We start from the raw sequence: 18923 nt of genomic DNA, 5'->3' as shown, positions 1-18923 counted from the left end.
GAGAACTCCCTTCTTCCAACCCACCTGACTGAAACAAGGATACTCACCATGGAAGCTGAAGCCGCCAAGTACATCGGCGCCGGCCTGGCCACCCTCGGCATGATCGGCTCGGCCATCGGCGTGGGCAACATCTTCGCCAACTTCCTGAACGGCGCCCTGCGCAACCCGTCGGCCGCCGCCTCGCAAGTCGGCAACCTGTTCGTGGGCGCGGCTCTGGCCGAAGCCCTGGGCATCCTGGCCTTCGTGCTGGGCATCCTGATCCTGAACTCCTGATCTATCCGGGGTTTAGGGCGGCGGCGGCTTCTCGCTGAGGCCGTCGCCGCCTTTCTGCTTTTCGGACGAACGGACACCATGGCCGCACCCAATTCTAACGACACGCACGCGACCACCGAGGCCGAAGGCCACGGCGGCGGCGGACTGCCCCAGTTCGAGACCCAGCACTGGGCCGGGCAGATGGGCTATCTGCTGGTCCTGTTCTTCCTGCTCTATTTCCTGATCGCCAAGGTCTTCGCGCCGCGCCTGCGCCGCGTCATGGATGAACGTCGCGAGACCATCTCCGGCGCCGTCGCCACCGCGCGTCAGGTCCAGGCCGAGGCCGCCGAACAGGCCGCCCAGGCCCAGGCCGATCTGGCCAAGGCCCGCGCCGACGCCCGCGCCACCGCCGCCGCCGCCAAGGCGCGCGTCACGGAAGAAGCCAACGCGCGCCAGGCTGCTGAAGAAGCCGTGGTCAATGCCCGCATCGCCGAAGCCGAGGCCGCCATCGCCAAGACCCGCGACGCCGCCATGGGCAATGTCTCGACCATCGCCTCCGACGCCGCCGCCGCCATGGTGGAGCGCCTGACCGGCCAGGCCGCGACCAAGGCCGAACTCGACCTCGCCAAGGGAGCCGCCTGATGAACCTGATCTTTGAACCGGGCATCTGGGACCTGTCGAATCCCGAGATCTGGGTCGGCGTCGGCCTGCTGATCTTCTTCGGTATTCTGATCGCCGTCGGCGTGCCCAAGATGGTCGCCGCCCAGCTGGACGCCAAGGGCGCCAAGATCCAGGCCGACCTGGACGAGGCCGCCCGTCTGCGCGCCGAGGCCGAAGCCCTGCTGGCCCAGATCCGCAAGGAGAAGGCCGAGGCAGAGGCCCAGGCCGCTGATATGATGGCCCAGGCGGAAGCCGACGCCCGTCGTCTGGAAGTCGAATCCAAGGCCAAGCTGGAAGAGACGCTGGAGCGTCGCCAGAAGATGGCCGAGGCCCGCATCGCCCAGGCCGAGGCCCAGGCGTCCGCCGAGGTCAAGGCCGCCGCCGCCGACCTGGCCGCCAAGGCCGCGGAACAGATCCTGGCCGCCCGCCTCGCCGGCGGCGCCAAGGATCCGCTGCTGGACGCCGCCATCGCCCAGATCGGCGACCGCCTGAACTGACGACCTCAAGTCTGACCGGGTCTCAACGCCCGTCCTTCGGCCGAAATCGCTCTGGCGGTTTCGGCCGAAGTCGTTTTGGGGCGGCCCCTCAGCGCCCGATGACGCCGCTGACCGTCAGAACCACAGCGATCATCACCAGGATGAAGACGATGACCCCGCCCATGATGCGGAAGGGCGCGCCGCTTTCACTGCGGCGGCTGAAGCCGTCCGGATCGCGGTCGGGTTCAGTCATCGGTCTGCATCGGCTGCGGGGGCGGCGTCGAGGTGGTGGAGCCGTTCAGGGGCGTGCCGTCGCCGCGCACGGCCGACTGGCCGCGCAGGGCCGGATTGTCGCCGGGCGCCACGGCGGGCGCGCTGGGCGGGACGGCGCCGCCGGGCGGCGGCACGACGGCCGGTTGGACCACGGCCGTCTCGCTGTCGCCGGCGGCCTGAGGATTTCGCCATATCACCTCAGCGACGAGGTAATAGGCGATCAGGGCCAGGACCACCCCGCCGACCAGCAGAGGCTCCCAGCGGATGCGCCCTCGGCGCGTCGGATCTTCCTTGCGGTTCATCGCAGGGGAAGCCGTCGGCCCACCGTCAGGTTCGTCTGTGTAGGAAGCCGGACGCAGGGACGGCCTGGAGACCAGGCCGTCCGGCCCGCCGAGATCAGTGGGCCGTGGCGCCGCCGATCACATGGGGCGTCTGGCGTTTGTCGCGCGCGACCAGCCGGGCGTAGACATTGCCCAGGACGATCCCGAAAACGGCATGGGTGACCAGAAGCCAGGCGATGGTGCCGAAGCCCGAGCCGGCGTTGAAGGTGCGGTAGTCGCCGACCATGAAGACGCCGGCCATCATCACCACCCAGGCGCCGACCGCAAAGACGATGCCCTTGGTCTCGGGCGTGTCGGTGGGCAGTCGCGGGCAGAGGTAGGCGAACAGGGGACCCAGGATCAGCACCCCGGTCACCGCATGAAGAATCCAGCCCACGGCCAGGGCGTCGGGCATGCCGATCAGGGCGGCGATGACGCTCTGGAACGGGTCGAACCAGTTCATGAACAGATTGGGTATTTCCAGCAGGGACACGGCGACCGTGGCGGCGAAACCGGCGATCAGACCTTTTTGTAAGCGTGACATCATGACCTTAGCGCCTCCCAACGCTTTTCTGGTTCTCTGATAACGCTGGGACAGAATACGCCTGACTCGGACGGTCGGCGTTCACGTTGCCGTGGTTAGCGAACGCAGCAACGCAAGCGCGAAATGATCGCTGATGCGCGCGCGGTCAGCGGAACAGTTTGCGGATGTAGCGGCGAAGGCCCTTGCGCAGACGGATCAGGCCGCGCCGACGCCGGGTCAGGATCACCTTTTCGGCGCGCAAGGCCTGTTGCCAGAAGACCGGCGCGAACTCCGGCTTTTTCCGCATCAGCCGCCGGAAGGGATAGACCCATTTCGGCCGGGCGTACTGGGCGCGGATGAACTGTCGCTTGGCCCAGAAGGAGCTCTTCAGGATCAGCATCAGGCCGACCGCGATCACCGGGACGCCGCCGGGGCCGGGCAGGGGGGCGATCAGAATGCCAAGCAGGACCACGAACAGCCCGCCCGCCATCAGGGCCCAACGCTTCAGCACCCGCAGCTTGCGGCTGCGAGGCGAGGCGGAGGACAGGACGAGAGCGGGTGCGGAGATCACGAGGGCGCCGGGAGGGAGGAGGACTGACTGAGGTGTGACAACGGTCGCCACGCCCACCCGATCCCAAGCCGGGAAGGGAAAGAGCGACCGTGGCGAGGTTGTCACATAACCCCTTAAGATCCGGTTCGATGGCCGATCCGTGGCTTTCCTATGAAGCTTTGGTCATGAAGCCGGATTGTCGCAGTCTGTGTCCCACAGGACGCGGCTGGGCCTTGGTCAGCCGTAGTGGACGCCGGTCATGCGTTCGGACTCGGACCACAGGGCGCGGGCGGTTTCGACATCCAGCGCCTGGGGCTTGATGAGGGCGCGGCCGGGCGCACCCCGCATCTCCTGCCAGCCCTGAGGGCCGTAATAGGCGCCGGGTTCGGCCTGGGGCAGGGTCGCCGCCATCAGGATCGGCAAGGCGCCGTCGGCCGCCGAATGGCTGGCCACGCGCGCCAGCAGGCGGCTGACCAAGGCGAAAAGTCCGGGCGGGCTGCCGGCGTGGCCGTTGGCGATCAGATCCGTCCGGGCGAAACCGGGATGGGCGGCCACGCTGGTCAGGCCCCAATCTTCGCGATCGCTGCGGCGCTGAAGCTCCAGGGCGAACATCAGCATCGCCAGTTTGGACTGCTGATAGACGGGCCAGGGCCGGTAACCGGAGCGATAGTTCAGATCTCTGAGCTGAATCCGACCGCCGCGATGGGCCACGCTGGACAACTGCACCACTCGCGCCTGAGCCGCCGTCAGCAGTGGCAGGAGCCGGCCGGTCAGGGCGAAGTGGGATAGATAGTTGGTTCCGAACTGCATCTCGAAACCATCGATGGTCGTTCGGCGACGAGGCACGGCCATGACGCCCGCATTGTTGATCAGAATGTCGACCGGCCGACCCGCCGCCAGGAGGGCCTCGGCGAAGGCGGCGACAGAGCTGAGGTCCGCCAGGTCCAGCCGTTCGAACCGCACGAGGGCCTCAGGGTGGCGACTGCGGATCAGCCGTTCCGCCTGATCGCCCTTGTCCGGATTGCGCGCGGCCAGAACGACCTCGGCGCCCTTTCCAGCCAGAACGAGCGCCGCCTCCAAGCCGATGCCGCCGGTCGCCCCGGTGATGATGACCAGCTTGCCGCTCTGGTCGGGAATATCGGCTGTCGTCCATTGGGTCATTGCGGCTATCCTGGGGTGAACTGAATTTCCGAAGGGCTCCGGCTTGCATATCTGCATCCGGTGCAAATATGCAAGAAGTGCAAGAAAAAGTTTTTCCTGACGAGCAGGGTCTGCGTGCGCGAAAGCGGCAGGAAACCCACGCCCGCATTCAGGCCGAAGGCCTGCGGCTGTTCATCGAAAAGGGATTTGACGGCGCCACCCTGGACGAGGTGGCGGCGGCGGCGGGCGTATCGCGCCGCACCCTGCTGAACTATTTCGGCTCCAAGGAAGAGATCGTCTTTTCCCTCAAGGCCCAAATCCCTGAGATGATCGCCCAGGCGGTGGCGGCCCGGCCGTGCGACGAACCGCTGCTCGATATGGTGGAGGGGGGGCTGGCCGATGTCGCCGCGCGCTTCCAGACGCCCGACATGCTGGACCTGACGCGGCTGATCCATCAGACGCCCGCCCTTCAGGCCGGTGATCACGCAAAGTATGAAGGGGTGGAGCGGCTGCTGGCCCAGACGCTGGCCGAGCGGAAGGGATTGGCCCCGGACGACGTCGCCTGTCGCGTCGCGGCGGCGATCGGCGTCAGCATCATGAAACTGGCCGGCGAGGCCTGGCTGGCCCATCCGGACGAAGGGCCTGAACGGTTCGGCCGTGAAGCCTTCGCCGTCCTGAGACGCATGGCGGGCCAGCGTCCGCCGCCCTGATCCAGGACGGCGGACGCCGAGAGCGGCTTAAGCCGCCTGGTTCGAGCCCGCAGGGGCGGTCCAGCGCAGCACCGGCGAGCGGGCGGCGCGGGTTTCGTCCAGACGACGCAGGGGGGCGTGGAAGGGGGCGCCCTTGAAGCGGTCGACGTCGCCGGCCTTGGCCGCCTGGGCCAGCAGGCGCATGGCCTCGATGAAGCGGTCCAGCTCGGCCTTGGACTCGGTCTCGGTCGGCTCGATCAGCATGGCCCCGTGGACGACCAGGGGGAAATACATGGTCATCGGGTGGAAGCCCTCGTCGATCATCGCCTTGGCGAAGTCGAGCGTGGTGACGTCCGTGCCCTTCAGCCATTCGTCGTCGAACAGGGCCTCGTGCATGCAGGGGCCGTCGGGGAAGGCCGCGCTCATCAGGTCCGACAGGCGGGCCTTGATGTAGTTGGCGTTCAGCACCGCATCCTCGGCGACCTGACGCAGGCCGTCGGCACCGTGGCTCATCATGTAGGACAGGGCGCGCACATACATGCCCATCTGCCCCTGGAAGGCGCACAGGCGGCCGAAGGCCTGGGCTGCGTCGCCTTCTTCCCGTTCGATCAGCGCGTAACCGCTATCGTCATGCACGACCCAGGGGGCGGGGGCGAAGGGCGCCAGGGCCTGTGACAGCACCACCGGACCCGCGCCCGGCCCGCCGCCGCCGTGCGGCGTCGAGAAGGTCTTGTGCAGGTTGATGTGCATGGCGTCCACGCCCAGATCGCCCGGACGAACCCGGCCGACGATGGCGTTGAAGTTGGCGCCGTCGCAGTAGAAATAGGCGCCCGCCTCGTGCGTCAGGCGGCTGATTTCCAGAATGTCGCGCTCGAACAAGCCGCAGGTGTTGGGGTTGGTCACCATGATGGCGGCGACGTCGTCGCCCAGCTTGGACGCCAGGTCGGCCACGTCCACGCGGCCGTCCTCGGTCTGGGCGACCTCGACGACGGTATAGCCGACGAAGGCGGCGGTGGCCGGGTTGGTGCCGTGGGCGCTGGTGGGCACCAGCACCTTGCGGCGCTTCTCATGCTGGCCCGAGGCCTCGTGCGCGGCGCGGATGGCCATCAGGCCGCACAGTTCGCCGTGCGCTCCCGCTTTCGGAGATAGCGCGACGGCGGGCATGCCGGTCAGGGTCTTCAGCCAATGGGCCAGCGTATCCATCAGCTCCAGCGCGCCCTGAACCGTCGACATCGGCTGCAGGGGGTGGATGTCCGAAAAACCGGCCAGACGCGCCATCTTCTCGTTCAGGCGCGGGTTGTGCTTCATCGTGCACGAGCCCAGCGGATAGATGGCCAGGTCGATGGCGTGGTTCTTCTGCGACAGGCGCACATAGTGGCGCATGGCCTCGGGCTCCGACAGGCCGGGCAGGCCGATCGGATCCTTGCGGACCAGGTCGCCCAGGTCCGACGCATCGGTCTTCGGTTCGGGCAGGTCGACCCCGGTCTTGCCCCAGCCTTCGCCTTCGAAGATCAGCGGCTCGTTCTGCAACAGGCCGCGCCCGCCGGTCAGGGTGGCGGGCTTGGTCTGGACCTGGTTCGGGGCGGTCGGGCGGCCGACGGTGTTCATGGTGCTCATGGTCTTGTCTCCGCTCAGGCCGCCAGCACCTTGGCGAGGGCGGTCGCCAGGAGCTTGATGTCGGCGTCAAGGGTGGTTTCGGTCGCAGCGACCAGCAGGACGTCGTCCATGCCGGCGTCGGGGGCCAGGCGGCTGTAGGGCACGCCGGCCAGCAGGTGGTGGCTCGCCAGCGTATCGACGACTTCGGCGGCATTCTTGGGCACGCGCACCGCAAACTCGTTGAAGAAGCGCTTCGTCAGGATCTCGACGCCCGGAACGGCGGCCAGGGCGTCGCGCGTGGCGAGGGCCTTCTCGTGGTTCAGCAGGGCCAGTTTGCGCAGGCCCGTCTCGCCCAGCAGGCTCATGTGGATGGTGAAGGCCAGGGTGCAGAGGCCGGAATTGGTGCAGATGTTCGACGTCGCCTTGTCGCGGCGGATGTGCTGCTCGCGCGTCGACAGGGTCAGGACGAAGCCGCGCTCGCCGTCGGCGTCCACCGTCTCGCCGGTCAGGCGGCCGGGCATCTGGCGGATCAGCTTCTCGCGCGTGGCGAACAGGCCGACATAGGGGCCGCCGAAGTTCAGGGCGTTGCCGATCGACTGGCCCTCGGCGGCGACGATGTCCGCGCCCATTTCGCCGGGCGATTTCAAGAGGCCCATAGACACGGCCTCCGTGACCACGACGATCAGCAGGGCGCCGGCGGCGTGGGCGGCCTCCGCGATCTTGGTGACATCGGTCGCCGTGCCGAAGACGTTCGGGGTCTGAACGACGACGCAGGCCGTGTCGGGACCGATCTGGTCGATCACGGCGGCCTCGGCGTCGACGGCGGGGGCCAGGACCTGCGTCTCCACGCCGACGGCGTGGACCACGGTCTCGGTCGCCTTGACGTAGTGGGGGTGCACCCCGCCCGAGATCACCGCCTTGTTGCGGCGGGTCACGCGGGTCGCCATCAGCACGCCCTCGGCCATGGCGGTCGAACCGTCATACAGCGAGGCGTTGGCCACCGGCATGCCGGTCAGGTTCGCCACCTGGGTCTGGAACTCGTACAGATACTGCAGAGTCCCCTGGGCGATTTCCGGTTGATAGGGGGTGTAGCTGGTCAGGAACTCCGACCGTTGAATGATATGATCCACCGTCGCCGGGACATGGTGCTTGTAGGCCCCTGCGCCGCAGAAGAAGGGCGTGGCGCCGGCCGTGGCGTTCTTGGCGGCCATGGCGGACAGGGCGCGCTCGACCTCCAGCTCGCCGGCCACGCGGGGGAGGTCCACGGGCCCGTCCAGCCGCGCCGCCTCGGGCACGTCCACGAACAGGTCGTCGATCGATTTCGCGCCGATGGCGGCGAGCATCGCCGTGCGGTCGTCGGGCGTCAGGGGGAGATAACGCATGGTCTTGTCCTGGGCCATGAAAGGCCGAAGACCCGCTGACTCTTAATCAGCGGGTCCGATGGGGCTTAGAGGGTGGCGAGGAAGGCGTCGTAGGCGGCCTGATCCATCAGGGCGTCCAGCTCCGAGGCGTCCGACACCTTGATCTTGGCGAACCAGCCGTCCGCTTCCGGGGCCGAGTTGACGGTTTCAGGAGCGGTCGACAGGGCGTCATTGGCCTCGACCACTTCGCCCGAGACGGGGGCGTAGACGTCCGAGGCGGCCTTGACACTCTCGACCACGGCGAAGCTGGCGCCCTTGGCGACGGTCTTGCCGACTTCCGGCACTTCCACGAACACCACGTCGCCCAGGGCGTCGGCGGCGTGCTTCGAGATGCCCACGGTGGCGATGTCGCCGTCCAGGCTGACCCACTCGTGATCCTTGGTGAATTTCATTTCTCTTCTCCATCTCCCACCCCGTCATCCTCGGGCTTGACCCGAGGATCGGAGGCGGATCGTTCTCTGTGTTGATCCCGACGCAATGCGGCGGATAATCCGGCCCTCGGGTCAAGCCCGAGGGTGACGGGGTGAATGTTACGCCTTCGGCTTCCGGTAATAGCGTTGCGCCACGAAGGGCATGGAGACGACTTCGGCGGCGGCGGACCTGCCGCGCACGATGACCTTCAGCTCCGTACCCAGCGCCGCAAAGGCCGGCGGCACGAACCCCATGGCGATGTTCTTGCCCAAGGTGGGGGAGGGGCCGCCCGAGGTGACCTTGCCGATGACATTGCCGTCTGCGTCGGCGATCTCGGCGCCTTCGCGGGCCGGGGCGCCTTCCTTGACGATCAGGCCGATGCGGACGCGAGACGGGCCATCGGCCAGTTCCTTCAAGATGCGGTCGGCGCCGGTGAAGTCCGCGCGCTCCTTGCGCGACTTGGACAGGGCAAAGGTCAGAGCCCCTTCGACCGGCGAGGTCGTCGGGTCGATGTCGTGGCCGTGCAGCGGCAGGCCGGCCTCCAGGCGCAGGCTGTCGCGGGCGCCAAGGCCGATCGGCTTGACGCGGGCGTCTTCCAGGATGGTGTTCCAGACGCGCTCGGCCTGGTCCGCCGGGACCGAAATTTCATAGCCGTCCTCGCCGGTATAGCCCGAACGCGAGACATAGCAGTCGACGCCGAACAGCATCAGCCGGGCGCATTCCATAAAGCCCATTTCCGCCAGGATCGGTTCGTGGGCGGCCATGACCTCGGCGGCTTCCGGCCCCTGGATGGCGATCAGGGCGCGGTCGTCCAGAACCGTCAGCTTGGCGTCGCCTTCCAGGTTCGCCTGCCAGAAGGCGAAATCCTCGTCCTTGTTGCCGGCGTTGACGACGACGAACAGGCCGTCGTGATCCGGGCGGCCGGCCATCAGGTCGTCGATGATCCCGCCGTCGGTGTTCAGCAGCAACGAATACTTCTGCTTGCCCGCCTTCAGGATTTCATAGTCGCCGGGCACGAACCGCTCGAACTGGGCGGTGGCGTCGGCGCCGGTGATCTTGCACTGGCCCATGTGCGACACGTCGAACAGGCCGGCGTGTTCGCGGGTCCAACGGTGCTCGGCCAGGACGCCCTCATACTGGACCGGCATGTCATAGCCGCCGAAGCCCACCATCCGGGCCCCCAGGGCGCGGTGCGCGGCGTTCAGGGGCGTGGTCTTCAGGGTCTGATCGGTCATGGTTCAGGCTTTCACGGTCGCGTGTTGTGGCGGAGCTCCGCCGTCCTCGCGCCCCCGCTGTCCTGAAGCCTGAGAGATTCCGGCGACCAAATCATGTCGCCTTGCTCCGTCGGCGCGCCCGTGAAGAGCGGCTTTCCAGCGTCCGTATGCTTCGCGGTCCGTTTGCCTGAGCGTTTCCGGGGCGGTTGCGCCTTCGGCGTCGACCCGCCGAGGCGCGCCGATCTCTCCCGCGAGAGCAATCGACCTAAGCCACCGACTCCGGCCGCAAGTCAAGCGCAGGCGTGTTTTGACGCCGCCTTGTCGCACTTCCTGACATCCGGCGTCGGCTCGCCCTTGCTCTCCCTGCGTCCGCCCGCCAAGAACGGAGCGTCCCTCTCCGCCGCTCCGGACCGATCCCATGACCGCCGACCGCACCCGCCTCGACGCCCACATCGCCGCCCTTGAGGTTCCGGAAGGGCTGAAGACGGTCCTGACGGTCGCCGCCGCCACCTGCGCCGACATCAGCACTCTGGTCGCCGGCGGCGCCCTGGCCGGGGCCTTGGGCGCCTCGGGCCAGATCAATGTTCAGGACGAGGAGCAGAAGAAGCTCGACGTCATGACCAACGACATGCTGACCGACGCCCTTCTGGCCTGTCCCGCCGTCGCCGGCGTCGCTTCGGAGGAGATGGACGAGGTCCAGCCCGCGCCCCATTCGACCGGCGACTATCTGGTCCTGTTCGACCCGCTGGACGGCTCGTCCAACATCGACATCAACGCCATGGTCGGCACCATCGTCTCGGTGCTGAAGTCCGCGACGCCTTCGCCGACCGAGGCCGACTTCATGCAGCCCGGCCGCAATCAGGTCGCCGCCCTCTATGCCCTGTACGGCCCCCAGACCATGCTGGTCCTGACTACGGGCGCAGGGGTCAAGGGCTTCACCCTGTCGCACGACGGCGACTGGATCCTGACCCACGACGCCATCGCCATTTCGCCGGACACCAAGGAATTCGCCATCAACATGTCGAACCTGCGCCACTGGGCCGAGCCGGTGCAGACCTATGTGGGCGATCTGCTGAAGGGCGACGAGGGCCCCCGGGGCAAGAATTTCAACATGCGCTGGGTCGCCGCCATGGTGGCCGACGTCCACCGCATCCTGATGCGCGGCGGCGTCTTCCTATACCCCTGGGACAAGCGCGAGCCGAACAAGCCCGGCAAGCTGCGCCTGATGTACGAGGGCAATCCCATGGCCTTCCTGGTCGAACAGGCCGGCGGCAAGGCGACGACGGACGGGACGCAGCCCATACTGGACATCCAGCCCGAGCATCTGCACCAGCGCATCCCGGTCGCCCTGGGCTCGGCCAACGAGATCGACGCCTACGCAAGCGCATGATGAAGATCGGTCCGACTGACGCCCTTCTGGTCATCGACCCGCAGAACGACTTCTGCGAGGGCGGGTCTCTGGCGGTCGCGGGCGGGGCGGGGATCATGCCGCTGATCAACCGGCTGGCCGAACGGGTCGACTGGGTGGTCCTGACCCAGGACTGGCACACGCCGGACCAGATTTCGTTCGCCTCCAACCATCCCGGCGCGGCTCCCTTCACCGAGATCGAGGTCGCTTACGGCCGCCAGATGCTGTGGCCCGATCACTGTATCCAGGGCTCGCCCGGCGCGGACTTCCATCCCGACGCGGCGCCTACGGTGCAAAAGGCCCTGGCCGTGATCCGCAAGGGCTACAACCCGGCGGTCGATTCCTATTCCGGCTTCTTCGAGAACGACCATCGCACCCCGACGGGCCTGGCCGGCCTGCTGCGCGACCTGGGCGTGACTCGCGTCTTCCTGTGCGGTCTGGCCTTCGACTACTGCGTCCGCTTCACCGTCGAGGACGCGGTGCGCGAAGGCTTTGAGGCCGTGGTCATCTCCGACGCCAGCCGCGCGATCACGCCACAGACCGAGGCGACGGCGCGGGACAGTTTCCGGGCGATTGGGGTGGCGGAGGTGGGGGCGGCGGCCTTCCTCGGCTAAACCCCTTTTTCTTTCGTCATTCCGGGCGAAGCGCAGCGGAGACCCGGAACCCAGCGGCGCGCGAGAGCGCGAAACTGTCGCGGACGCGCTGTTCCAGCACAGTGCGGCGGACCCATTTCGCCTTCGGCGCCGCTGGGTTCCGGGTCTTCGGGCCAAGCAGGCCCTTCGCCCGGAATGACGAAAGGACGTCAGCCCGCCTTGGCGTAGGCCTCTACCTCCGCGATGAACGCCGCCTTCTCCGCCTCGCCCAGGAAAGACCCCTCGAAACTGTTCTTCGCCATCTGCGTCACCTGTTCGCGGGTCAGCCCGACCGCCGCCGCCAGCCGGCTGTAGTTGTCGTTCACGTACCCGCCGAAATAGGACGGATCGTCCGAGTTCAGGGTGACGTGCAGGCCCCGGCGCAGCATCTCGGGCACGGGGTGGTCCTTCAGGTCGTTCACCACGCACAGTTTCAGGTTCGACAGGGGGCAGACGGTCAGGGTCATCTGCTCGCGCGCCAGCCGCTCCACCAGAACCTCGTCCTCCATCGAGCGATTGCCGTGGTCCATTCGGTCGATGTGCAGCAGGTCCAGCGCCTCGTGCACATAGGCCGGCGGGCCTTCCTCGCCGGCATGGGCGCACAGTTTCAGGCCCAGGTCGCGGGCGGCGGCGAAGACGCGCTGGAACTTGGACGGCGGATGGCCGACCTCCGACGAATCCAGCCCCACCCCGATGAAATGATGTAGATAGGGCTTGGCCGCCTCCAGGGTCGCGAACGCCTCGTCCTCCGTCAGATGCCGCAGGAAGCTGAGGATCAGACCCGAACTCACGCCCAGTTCCGCCTTGGCCCGGTCCATCCCCGCAATCAGCCCCTCCACCACCACGCCGAAGGGCACGCCCCGGTCGGTGTGGGTCTGGGGATCGAAGAAGATCTCGGCGTGGCGCACGTTATCGGCGGCCGCCCGCTGGAAATAGGCGAAGGCCAGATCTTCGAAATCCTGGCGCGTCAGAAGGACCGCCGCCCCGGCGTAATAGATGTCCAGGAAGTCCTGCAGATTCGAGAAATCATAGGCCGCCCGCACCGCCTCGACGCTGTCGTAGGGGATTGAGACCCCATTGCGCTTCGCCAGCTCGAACATCAGCTCCGGCTCCAGCGAGCCCTCGATGTGAAGGTGCAACTCCGCCTTGGGCAGGCCGGCGATATAGGCGTCGAGGTCAGTCATTATGGTTCTCTGATAGATCGGCGACGAAGGCTGCAAGACCGACAATCTTGGCCGGAGTCACTCCCGGAGCCGCCGCGAGTTTGCGGCCCAGACGGTCATCGGCGCTGACCATGGGCGCGTTTCGTTGTTCGGCCAGCGCCAGATAATAGCAGTCGTAAACCGCATGATTTAGCCGCACAGCGATTTCCACTGCGCGATCCGCCAGGGTCAAACTGTCTATCAGGGTCAGATTCGCATGCCGCATCACCCGAACGGCGGGCGCAAGGAAGGCGGAGTCAAATCCGCCAAGTCGCACCTTCTTCCAAAGCACGTTCGTTGTTTCGACGATCAGCAGGTCGGGCGCGAACAGCTTGAGTTTCTGAAGGCGGCGAGCCGCAGCCGTATCATCTTCCTCGACGAACCACTTCGCCAATACACTCGCGTCGATGACCGCCGTCACCGTTCGTCACGACTTTCGCGGACCAGCACTTCCGACGGCGTCTGCGGGCGGCCGACCGTGTGGGCGCGGATTTGATCCGATGCGGCGATCCAGTCGAAGCCATCGGCTTCCTCGGCCGCAGCGGCGGTCAGGATGGCGCGATACTCGGCCTCGGCCGAACGGCCGTTGCGGGCCGCCCGCTGCTTCAGCGCCTGCACCGTGGCTTCATCCAGATGACGGACATGGATGTTCATGACGGCCTCCATCAGACGATAGCAATGCTATCATACCGCAAGTCGCGTCGCTACATCCGCTCCGGCGTCTCTATCCCCAGCAGGCTTAGGGCGATTTCCAACTGCAGCAGCGCCGCCGCCGACAGGGCCAGGCGCGAGGCCCGCGTCGCCTCGTCCGGCGCCACCAGCACCGGGCAGGCGGCGTAGAATTTCGAGAAGGACTGGGCCACCCGATGGGCGTGTTCCGCCACCAGATGCGGCATCCGCTTGTCATAGGCGTCCGACACGGCGGTCGAGAAGGCGTCCAGCGTCAGGGCCAGATCGCGCTCCGCCTGTTCGGCGATGACGATGGCGCCGGGCGCGGCGCCCTGTTCGGCGGCCTTCCTCAGCAGGGATTTGATCCGGACCGACTGGTACAGCAGATAGGGGCCGGTCTTGCCCTCGAAGCTCATGAACCGGTCCAGGTCGAAGACGTAGCTGGTGGTCCGCGCGTTCGACAGGTCGGCGAACTTCAGGGCGGCGATGGCCACCTTGTGGGCGATGGCTTCGAACTCTTCCGGCGACAGGTCGTCGCCCAGCTTGGCCTCATGCAGACGCTCGCGCGCCTTGTCCGTCGCCTGATCGATCAGGTCGCGCAGCTTCAGCACCCCGCCCGCGCGGGTCTTGAACGGCTTGCCGTCGGCGCCGTTCATGGTGCCGAAGCCCAGATGCTCCAGCGACCCTTCCGCGGCGTAGCCGGCCAGATAGGCGGCGCGGAACACCTGTTCGAAATGCTCGGCCTGGCGTTCGTCGACGACGTACAGGGCCAGGTCCGGCGCCAGGGCCTTCTTGCGGTCCAGGATCGTGGCCAGGTCGGTCGTGCCGTACATGGCCGAGCCTTCCGAGCTGATCACCAGCAGGGGCGGGGGCGAGGGCGTCTCGATCACCGAGCCGTCGGCCAGCTTCTTCTTGCGGGTCTCGCCCGGCTTGGCGACATGGACCACCTGGGCGCCGTCGTCCTCGACCAGCAGGCCCTCAGCCTTAAGATGGGCGATCATCTCGTCCATCAGGGGATCGGCGTCGCTCTCGCCGTTCCACAGGTCGAAATCGACCGACAGGTCGCCGTATTCGCGCTTCAGCGCCTCGCGGCTGACCGCCACGAAATGCGACCACAGGGCGCGATAGCCGGGCCGTCCGGCCTGCAACTCCGCCGTCGCCTTGCGGGCGCGGTCGCGGAAGGCCGGGTCTTCCTTGGCCTTGCCGGCGGCCTGCGGATACAGCCGGTCCAGATCGGCCAGGGTCACCGGGCTTTCGGCGGGGAAGGGGCCGTCGCCCTCGGCCATGAAGGCGTCGACCAGACCCTCGTCGCCGCACGCCGTGATCAGCAGCCCCATCTGGAAGCCCCAGTCGCCGAAATGGGCGTCGCCGGTCACGTGGTCGCCGCGGAAACGGAACAGCCGTTTCAGGCTCTCGCCGATGATGGCGCTGCGCAGATGGCCGACGTGCATCGGCTTGGCCACGTTCGGACCGCCGTAGTCGATCACCACCTTGCGCGGATCGGCCACGACGGCGGCGCCCGCGTGCTCGGCGTCGGCGGCGACTTCGGCGGCGCGTTCCGCCAGAACGGCGTCGGCGATCTTCAGATTGATGAAGCCCGGCCCCGCCACCTCGACCGAGGCGAAGCGGGCGTCGGCGCCCAGCCGCTCGGCGATCTTGCCGGCCAGTTCGCGCGGATTGGCCTTCAATGCCTTGGCGGCGGCCAGGGCGCCGTTCGACTGAAAGTCGGCCAGGTCCGGCCGGTCGGACGGGGTGACGCGAGCGAGAGCCGGCTCCACGCCTTCGGCGGCGAAGGCGGCGGCGACCGCTTCGCTGAGGACGGTCTTCAGATCAGACATTACTGGCTCGGCGCAGAGGCTTGGGCGGCTCCGGCGTTGACGCGGAAGCGACTGCCGGACCGGTTGAACTCGGCCATTTCGGGCGTGACGTCGAACCCGATCAGAACTTCGAAATTGCCGCCGCTGGTGGTGGCCTCGGCGCGGGGAATGATGATGGTCCGCTGTTCGTTGACCGAGGCGGTGCGCTGGCCGTCGAACTTCACCGGCAGGTCGAAATATTCCTTGGCCAGGACGGCGCTGTTCCGTTCCGTCACCGCGACCCAGTAACGATAGGTCTTCTGGTCCTCGGTCGCCTGGGCGCCGCGGCCCAGCTGGAACAGGATGTCCATGTCCAGTCGGATCGGATCGGCTTCGCGATATTCGCAATCGGCCGAGACGCCTTCGATCTCGCCGGTGTAGCCGACGTTGGCGATGGCGGCGCGGCCGCCTTCCAGCTCCACATAGCGGGCGGCGTCGTACAGCACCTTGACGAAGGGGCAGGGGCCGGCGTTGGCGCGGCGGCGCAGGGGCGCGATCCGGGGCGCGCGGGTGGACGGCGCATTCTCCGACCCGTCCGCCTGCTGTCCGCTGGAACCGCGTTGACGCTGACGTTGCTGCGCCTCGGCGGCGACAGGCAGGACGGAGGCCGCGATGGAAACGGCGGCCAGGGCGGTGAGCAGGCGACGCATCAAATGATTTCCGACAGCGAAAGGACCAACGCCGCAGCCGGCGTCCGACAAAGGTTCGACCGGTTTACAGACCCGGCAGTTTGAAACCGCCGCTGCGACGCGGGGTGATGGTGATGGCCTCACGACCGCCCGTCAGGGCCTGAAGCCGGGCGGCCTCGGTCGAGGCGTCGATCGTCTGCTGGCCCTCGGCGGTCTGGCGGGTGGTGGCCGCCTGGGTCGAGGCGTCGTCCTTGCGCCAGAACATCACGCGGTTGGCGAAGCTTTCGTCCTTGTGGGCGATGTCGCCGAACTCGTCGTCGACGACGTAGCGGGCCAGGGGGTCGGCCTGATCGGCGCCGGCCTGGGCCACCAGGACCTGTTCGCCGGGGGTGCGGGTGACGGCCTGACGCTGACCCAGCAGGATCTGACGCGCGGCGCTTTCGGGCGCCAGTTCCTGCGGGCGGGGCTGGCCGGGCGCAGGCGGACGCAGGCCGTATTCCGGCGGCACGCTGAGCGGCGCGGTGGAGACGGTCACGAACTCATCCGGCACGACCTTGGTCAGGCCGATGCCTTGCTTGAGGCTGCCGCAGGCCGAAACGGCGAGGGCGGCTGAGGCGGCGAGGGTCAGGACGGCGACGCTGCGGATACGCATGGGTTCAGGCTCGATCGGCTGATGCACGGAACGCCTCTGCGGGCGCTGTTGGCATAGTGAAGACGGGGTGATTACGACTTTTCGGGGGCCGCGCCAACCTTGCAGCCGTTTTCAGGCCTTGGAGGCCCGGTCGGACAGGAAGCTGTCGATGATCAGAAGGACGACGCCGATGGTGATGGCGCTGTCGGCGACGTTGAACACCCAGGGAAAGACGCCTGTGCCCGAAACGTCGATGAAGTCGACCACATAGCCGAACCGCACCCGGTCGATCACATTGCCCAGGGCGCCGCCGATCACCAGGCCGATGGCGGTGATCAGCAGGCGGCGATCGGCCCGCGTCGCCCACCAGGCCAGGGCGCCCGAGACCAGGACGGAGAAGATGGTCAGACCCCAGCGCGCCTCGCCCCCGCCGAACAGGCCGAAGCTGACGCCGGTGTTCTGGACGAAGGTGAACCGCAGGATCGGCGGGAAGACCTCGGCGAAGACGTAGCCGACGGGGATTTGCTCGATCGAGGCCACGTCCGGCAGACTCAGGATCCAGGCCTTGGTCAGCTGGTCCAGGACGATGATCAGAAGGGCGAAGCCATAGGCGGCGAAGGCAATGCGGGGGATCTTCATGCGGCGGCGGTTAGCAGGAAGCGGCTCAGGGGCGAAGCGGAAAAGCGGGACCGGACGTCAGAAGAGGTCGCCCTGGTCCGGCGCCGGTGGCTTGGGCCGAGGCGTCGGTCGTGGGGTCGACTGAGGCTTCGACTGGGGCGTCGCAGAGGGCGGCGCCGGCGAAGGGGTCTGCGCCGCGCCGTCGATGACGGCCTCGCGCGCGCCGTCGCCGAACACCAGTCGGACGGTCTGGCCCGATTCCAGCCCGGCCGCAGCGGTGATCCAGCCGCCGTCGGCGCGCTCGACCCGGGCGAAGCCGGGTTTGGGGCGGCTGGGATCAAGCGTCGCCAGGGCGCGGGACAGGGCGCTCAGCCGGGCTCGGTCGCCGTCCAGTCGGCGGGGGATGACGCCGTCCAGGCGCGCGGAGACCGCGTCCAGCCTGGCCTGGCGCTGGTCCAGGCGGCGGTGCAGCGGTTCGGGCGACAGGCGGCCGCCGATCTGCAACAGCCGTCGCTCGCCGCGCGCGACACCCGCCTGAAGCGCCGCCCCCAGCCGGTCCCCCGCGCCGCGCAGTCGATCCTGACCCCGCTCGATCCGGGTCCGCAGCAGCCCGGGGCTCAACTTTCCGCCGGTCACGGCCAGATGGCGTTCGTGAAGGGCGATGTTGCGTTGCAGGCCCGAACCCAGGCGGCTGGACACATGGTCCAGCCTCTGTTGCGCCAGGGCCGTCAGGTCCTCCGGCCGGGCGGGCAGTCCGCGCGCCACGGCGCGCAGCCGGGTCCGCCGATCCTCGATCAGCCGCCCGCCTGCCAGCACCAGCCGTCGATCCAGGTCGGCGACGGCGTATCTCAGGTCGGCCAGCACAGGCGTGGCCATCTCGGCCGCCCCCGTGGGCGTCGGCGCGCGCCGATCCGAGACGAAGTCGATCAGGGTGGTGTCCGTCTCGTGTCCCACGGCCGAGATGATCGGAATCCGCGCCGCCGCCACCGTGCGGGCCAGCCCCTCGTCGTTGAAGCACCACAGGTCCTCCACCGCCCCCCCGCCGCGCGCCACGATCAGCAGATCCGGCCGGGGGATGGGTCCGTCGGGCCTCATCGCATCAAAGCCGCGAATGGCGTTCGACACCTGGCCGCACGCCGCCTCGCCCTGGACCACCACGGGCCAGACGATCACCCGGCACGGCCAGCGTTCGGCGATTCGGTGCAGGACGTCGCGGATCACCGCCCCGGTCGGACTGGTGATCACCCCTATGTTGCGGGGGAACTGGGGCAGGGGCTTCTTGCGCCCCGGCTCGAACAGGCCCTCCTCGCGCAGGCGGACCTTCAGCCGCTCCAACTGGGCCAAGAGGGCGCCGGCCCCCGCCGCTTCCATGCTCTCGATCACGATCTGGTACGAGGACCGCGCGGGATAGGAGGTGATCTTGCCGGTGACGATGACCTCCAGCCCCGCCTCCGGCTGGACGCCCAGGCCGCGCACCGATCCCTTCCAGATCACGCCGTCGATGGCCGACTTGTCGTCCTTCAGGGTCAGATAGACATGGCCCGAGGCGTGACGATTGACCTTGGACACCTCGCCCCTCAGCCGGACGTGGCCGAATCGCTCCTCCAGCGTCCGCTTCAGGGCAAAGGACAGTTCCGAGATCGACAGGGGCGGATTGTTGTCGCGCGGGGCGGCGGCCTCGGCTGGGCCTTCGAACACATAGGAGTCGTCGCTCATGACCCCACTCTAGCCCGAGGCGGATCGTTTTCGCACC

At 67.8% G+C, this 18923-nt stretch carries 23 protein-coding genes and 2 riboswitches; of the genes, 6 read left to right on the top strand and 17 right to left on the bottom strand.

What is annotated here, in order from left to right; all coding sequences use genetic code 11:
• The first annotated feature begins 48 nt into the window (after positions 1–48).
• From JMT67_RS05725 to JMT67_RS05715, 3 genes are all read left to right on the top strand, one after another.
• Positions 49–273 carry a F0F1 ATP synthase subunit C gene (locus tag JMT67_RS05725; RefSeq protein WP_054766272.1) on the top strand — a complete coding sequence of 75 codons (225 nt, stop codon included), beginning with the start codon at positions 49–51 and terminating at the stop codon, positions 271–273.
• A 78-nt stretch (positions 274–351) separates the two neighbouring features.
• Positions 352–894: a F0F1 ATP synthase subunit B family protein gene (locus tag JMT67_RS05720; RefSeq protein WP_152950727.1), complete on the top strand. Its 543-nt coding sequence runs from the start codon at positions 352–354 to the stop codon at positions 892–894.
• A complete protein-coding gene (locus JMT67_RS05715) occupies positions 894–1409 on the top strand; it encodes a F0F1 ATP synthase subunit B (protein ID WP_054766270.1) in 516 nt (171 codons plus the stop codon). Before JMT67_RS05720 ends, JMT67_RS05715 begins: the two co-directional genes overlap by 1 nt.
• An 88-nt stretch (positions 1410–1497) precedes the next feature.
• Here the strand turns inward: JMT67_RS05715 and JMT67_RS05710 are convergent, their stop codons facing one another.
• The 5 genes from JMT67_RS05710 to JMT67_RS05690 form a co-directional block, all read right to left on the bottom strand.
• On the bottom strand, positions 1498–1641 hold the full coding sequence (locus JMT67_RS05710) for a hypothetical protein (protein ID WP_201462927.1): 144 nt from the start codon (positions 1639–1641) through the stop codon (positions 1498–1500).
• Positions 1634–1963 (bottom strand): hypothetical protein, encoded by a 330-nt coding sequence (locus JMT67_RS05705; RefSeq protein ID WP_201462926.1) that lies wholly within the window; start codon positions 1961–1963, stop codon positions 1634–1636. The genes JMT67_RS05710 and JMT67_RS05705 overlap by 8 nt, the downstream gene beginning before the upstream one ends.
• 94 nt (positions 1964–2057) lie before the next feature.
• Positions 2058–2528: a DUF6789 family protein gene (locus JMT67_RS05700; RefSeq protein WP_201462925.1), complete on the bottom strand. Its 471-nt coding sequence runs from the start codon at positions 2526–2528 to the stop codon at positions 2058–2060.
• 142 nt (positions 2529–2670) lie between these two features.
• Positions 2671–3075, bottom strand: coding sequence for a hypothetical protein (locus tag JMT67_RS05695; protein ID WP_224764434.1), 405 nt, complete (start codon positions 3073–3075; stop codon positions 2671–2673).
• 216 nt (positions 3076–3291) lie between these two features.
• The gene (locus tag JMT67_RS05690) at positions 3292–4215 is read right to left on the bottom strand and encodes an SDR family oxidoreductase (protein ID WP_201462924.1); all 924 of its coding nucleotides are present in this window, start codon (positions 4213–4215) and stop codon (positions 3292–3294) included.
• Between the two features lie 77 nt (positions 4216–4292).
• On the opposite strand from JMT67_RS05690, the gene JMT67_RS05685 reads away from it, so the two are divergent.
• Positions 4293–4904 (top strand): TetR family transcriptional regulator, encoded by a 612-nt coding sequence (locus tag JMT67_RS05685; RefSeq protein ID WP_375782434.1) that lies wholly within the window; start codon positions 4293–4295, stop codon positions 4902–4904.
• 27 nt (positions 4905–4931) lie between these two features.
• Here the strand turns inward: JMT67_RS05685 and gcvPB are convergent, their stop codons facing one another.
• The 4 genes from gcvPB to gcvT form a co-directional block, all read right to left on the bottom strand.
• Complete coding sequence (gene gcvPB / locus JMT67_RS05680; RefSeq protein ID WP_183214850.1) at positions 4932–6500, bottom strand: aminomethyl-transferring glycine dehydrogenase subunit GcvPB; 1569 nt, start codon at positions 6498–6500, stop codon at positions 4932–4934.
• Between the two features lie 14 nt (positions 6501–6514).
• Positions 6515–7861 carry an aminomethyl-transferring glycine dehydrogenase subunit GcvPA gene (gene gcvPA, locus JMT67_RS05675; RefSeq protein WP_201462923.1) on the bottom strand — a complete coding sequence of 449 codons (1347 nt, stop codon included), beginning with the start codon at positions 7859–7861 and terminating at the stop codon, positions 6515–6517.
• A gap of 65 nt (positions 7862–7926) precedes the next feature.
• Positions 7927–8292: a glycine cleavage system protein GcvH gene (gene gcvH / locus JMT67_RS05670; protein ID WP_166621766.1), complete on the bottom strand. Its 366-nt coding sequence runs from the start codon at positions 8290–8292 to the stop codon at positions 7927–7929.
• A gap of 138 nt (positions 8293–8430) precedes the next feature.
• Positions 8431–9546: a glycine cleavage system aminomethyltransferase GcvT gene (gcvT, locus tag JMT67_RS05665; protein WP_201462922.1), complete on the bottom strand. Its 1116-nt coding sequence runs from the start codon at positions 9544–9546 to the stop codon at positions 8431–8433.
• A 55-nt stretch (positions 9547–9601) separates the two neighbouring features.
• Positions 9602–9687: riboswitch (glycine riboswitch) on the bottom strand.
• A gap of 3 nt (positions 9688–9690) precedes the next feature.
• Positions 9691–9786, bottom strand: a riboswitch (glycine riboswitch).
• A 157-nt stretch (positions 9787–9943) separates the two neighbouring features.
• On the opposite strand from gcvT, the gene JMT67_RS05660 reads away from it, so the two are divergent.
• Together JMT67_RS05660 and pncA are read left to right on the top strand one after the other, a co-directional pair.
• A complete protein-coding gene (locus JMT67_RS05660; RefSeq protein ID WP_201462921.1) occupies positions 9944–10915 on the top strand; it encodes a class 1 fructose-bisphosphatase in 972 nt (323 codons plus the stop codon).
• Positions 10912–11547: a bifunctional nicotinamidase/pyrazinamidase gene (gene pncA, locus JMT67_RS05655; RefSeq protein WP_233455809.1), complete on the top strand. Its 636-nt coding sequence runs from the start codon at positions 10912–10914 to the stop codon at positions 11545–11547. The genes JMT67_RS05660 and pncA overlap by 4 nt, the downstream gene beginning before the upstream one ends.
• Positions 11548–11735: 188 nt before the next feature.
• Here pncA and JMT67_RS05650 read toward each other — a convergent pair whose 3' ends face one another.
• From JMT67_RS05650 to xseA, 8 genes are all read right to left on the bottom strand, one after another.
• Complete coding sequence (locus tag JMT67_RS05650) at positions 11736–12749, bottom strand: adenosine deaminase (protein WP_201462920.1); 1014 nt, start codon at positions 12747–12749, stop codon at positions 11736–11738.
• Positions 12742–13188 carry a type II toxin-antitoxin system VapC family toxin gene (locus JMT67_RS05645; RefSeq protein ID WP_201462919.1) on the bottom strand — a complete coding sequence of 149 codons (447 nt, stop codon included), beginning with the start codon at positions 13186–13188 and terminating at the stop codon, positions 12742–12744. Before JMT67_RS05645 ends, JMT67_RS05650 begins: the two co-directional genes overlap by 8 nt.
• Positions 13185–13421, bottom strand: coding sequence for a FitA-like ribbon-helix-helix domain-containing protein (locus JMT67_RS05640; RefSeq protein ID WP_201462918.1), 237 nt, complete (start codon positions 13419–13421; stop codon positions 13185–13187). The genes JMT67_RS05645 and JMT67_RS05640 overlap by 4 nt, the downstream gene beginning before the upstream one ends.
• 50 nt (positions 13422–13471) lie before the next feature.
• On the bottom strand, positions 13472–15274 hold the full coding sequence (argS, locus tag JMT67_RS05635) for an arginine--tRNA ligase (protein ID WP_201462917.1): 1803 nt from the start codon (positions 15272–15274) through the stop codon (positions 13472–13474).
• Entirely contained in the window at positions 15274–15942 is a 669-nt protein-coding gene (locus tag JMT67_RS05630; protein WP_152950715.1) for a Tat pathway signal sequence domain protein, read from the bottom strand. Before JMT67_RS05630 ends, argS begins: the two co-directional genes overlap by 1 nt.
• Before the next feature lie 64 nt (positions 15943–16006).
• The gene (locus JMT67_RS05625; RefSeq protein WP_201462916.1) at positions 16007–16573 is read right to left on the bottom strand and encodes a DUF3035 domain-containing protein; all 567 of its coding nucleotides are present in this window, start codon (positions 16571–16573) and stop codon (positions 16007–16009) included.
• Positions 16574–16684: 111 nt separating this feature from the next.
• A complete protein-coding gene (gene lspA / locus JMT67_RS05620; RefSeq protein ID WP_152950713.1) occupies positions 16685–17191 on the bottom strand; it encodes a signal peptidase II in 507 nt (168 codons plus the stop codon).
• A 57-nt stretch (positions 17192–17248) separates the two neighbouring features.
• On the bottom strand, positions 17249–18886 hold the full coding sequence (gene xseA, locus JMT67_RS05615; protein WP_201462915.1) for an exodeoxyribonuclease VII large subunit: 1638 nt from the start codon (positions 18884–18886) through the stop codon (positions 17249–17251).
• Positions 18887–18923 lie beyond the last annotated feature (37 nt).

The sequence above is a fragment of the Brevundimonas aurantiaca genome (assembly GCF_904830995.1).
Taxonomy (GTDB): Bacteria; Pseudomonadota; Alphaproteobacteria; order Caulobacterales; family Caulobacteraceae; genus Brevundimonas; species Brevundimonas aurantiaca.
Note: the sequence above shows the minus strand (reverse complement) of the source record. Positions and strands in the feature narration are given on the sequence as shown.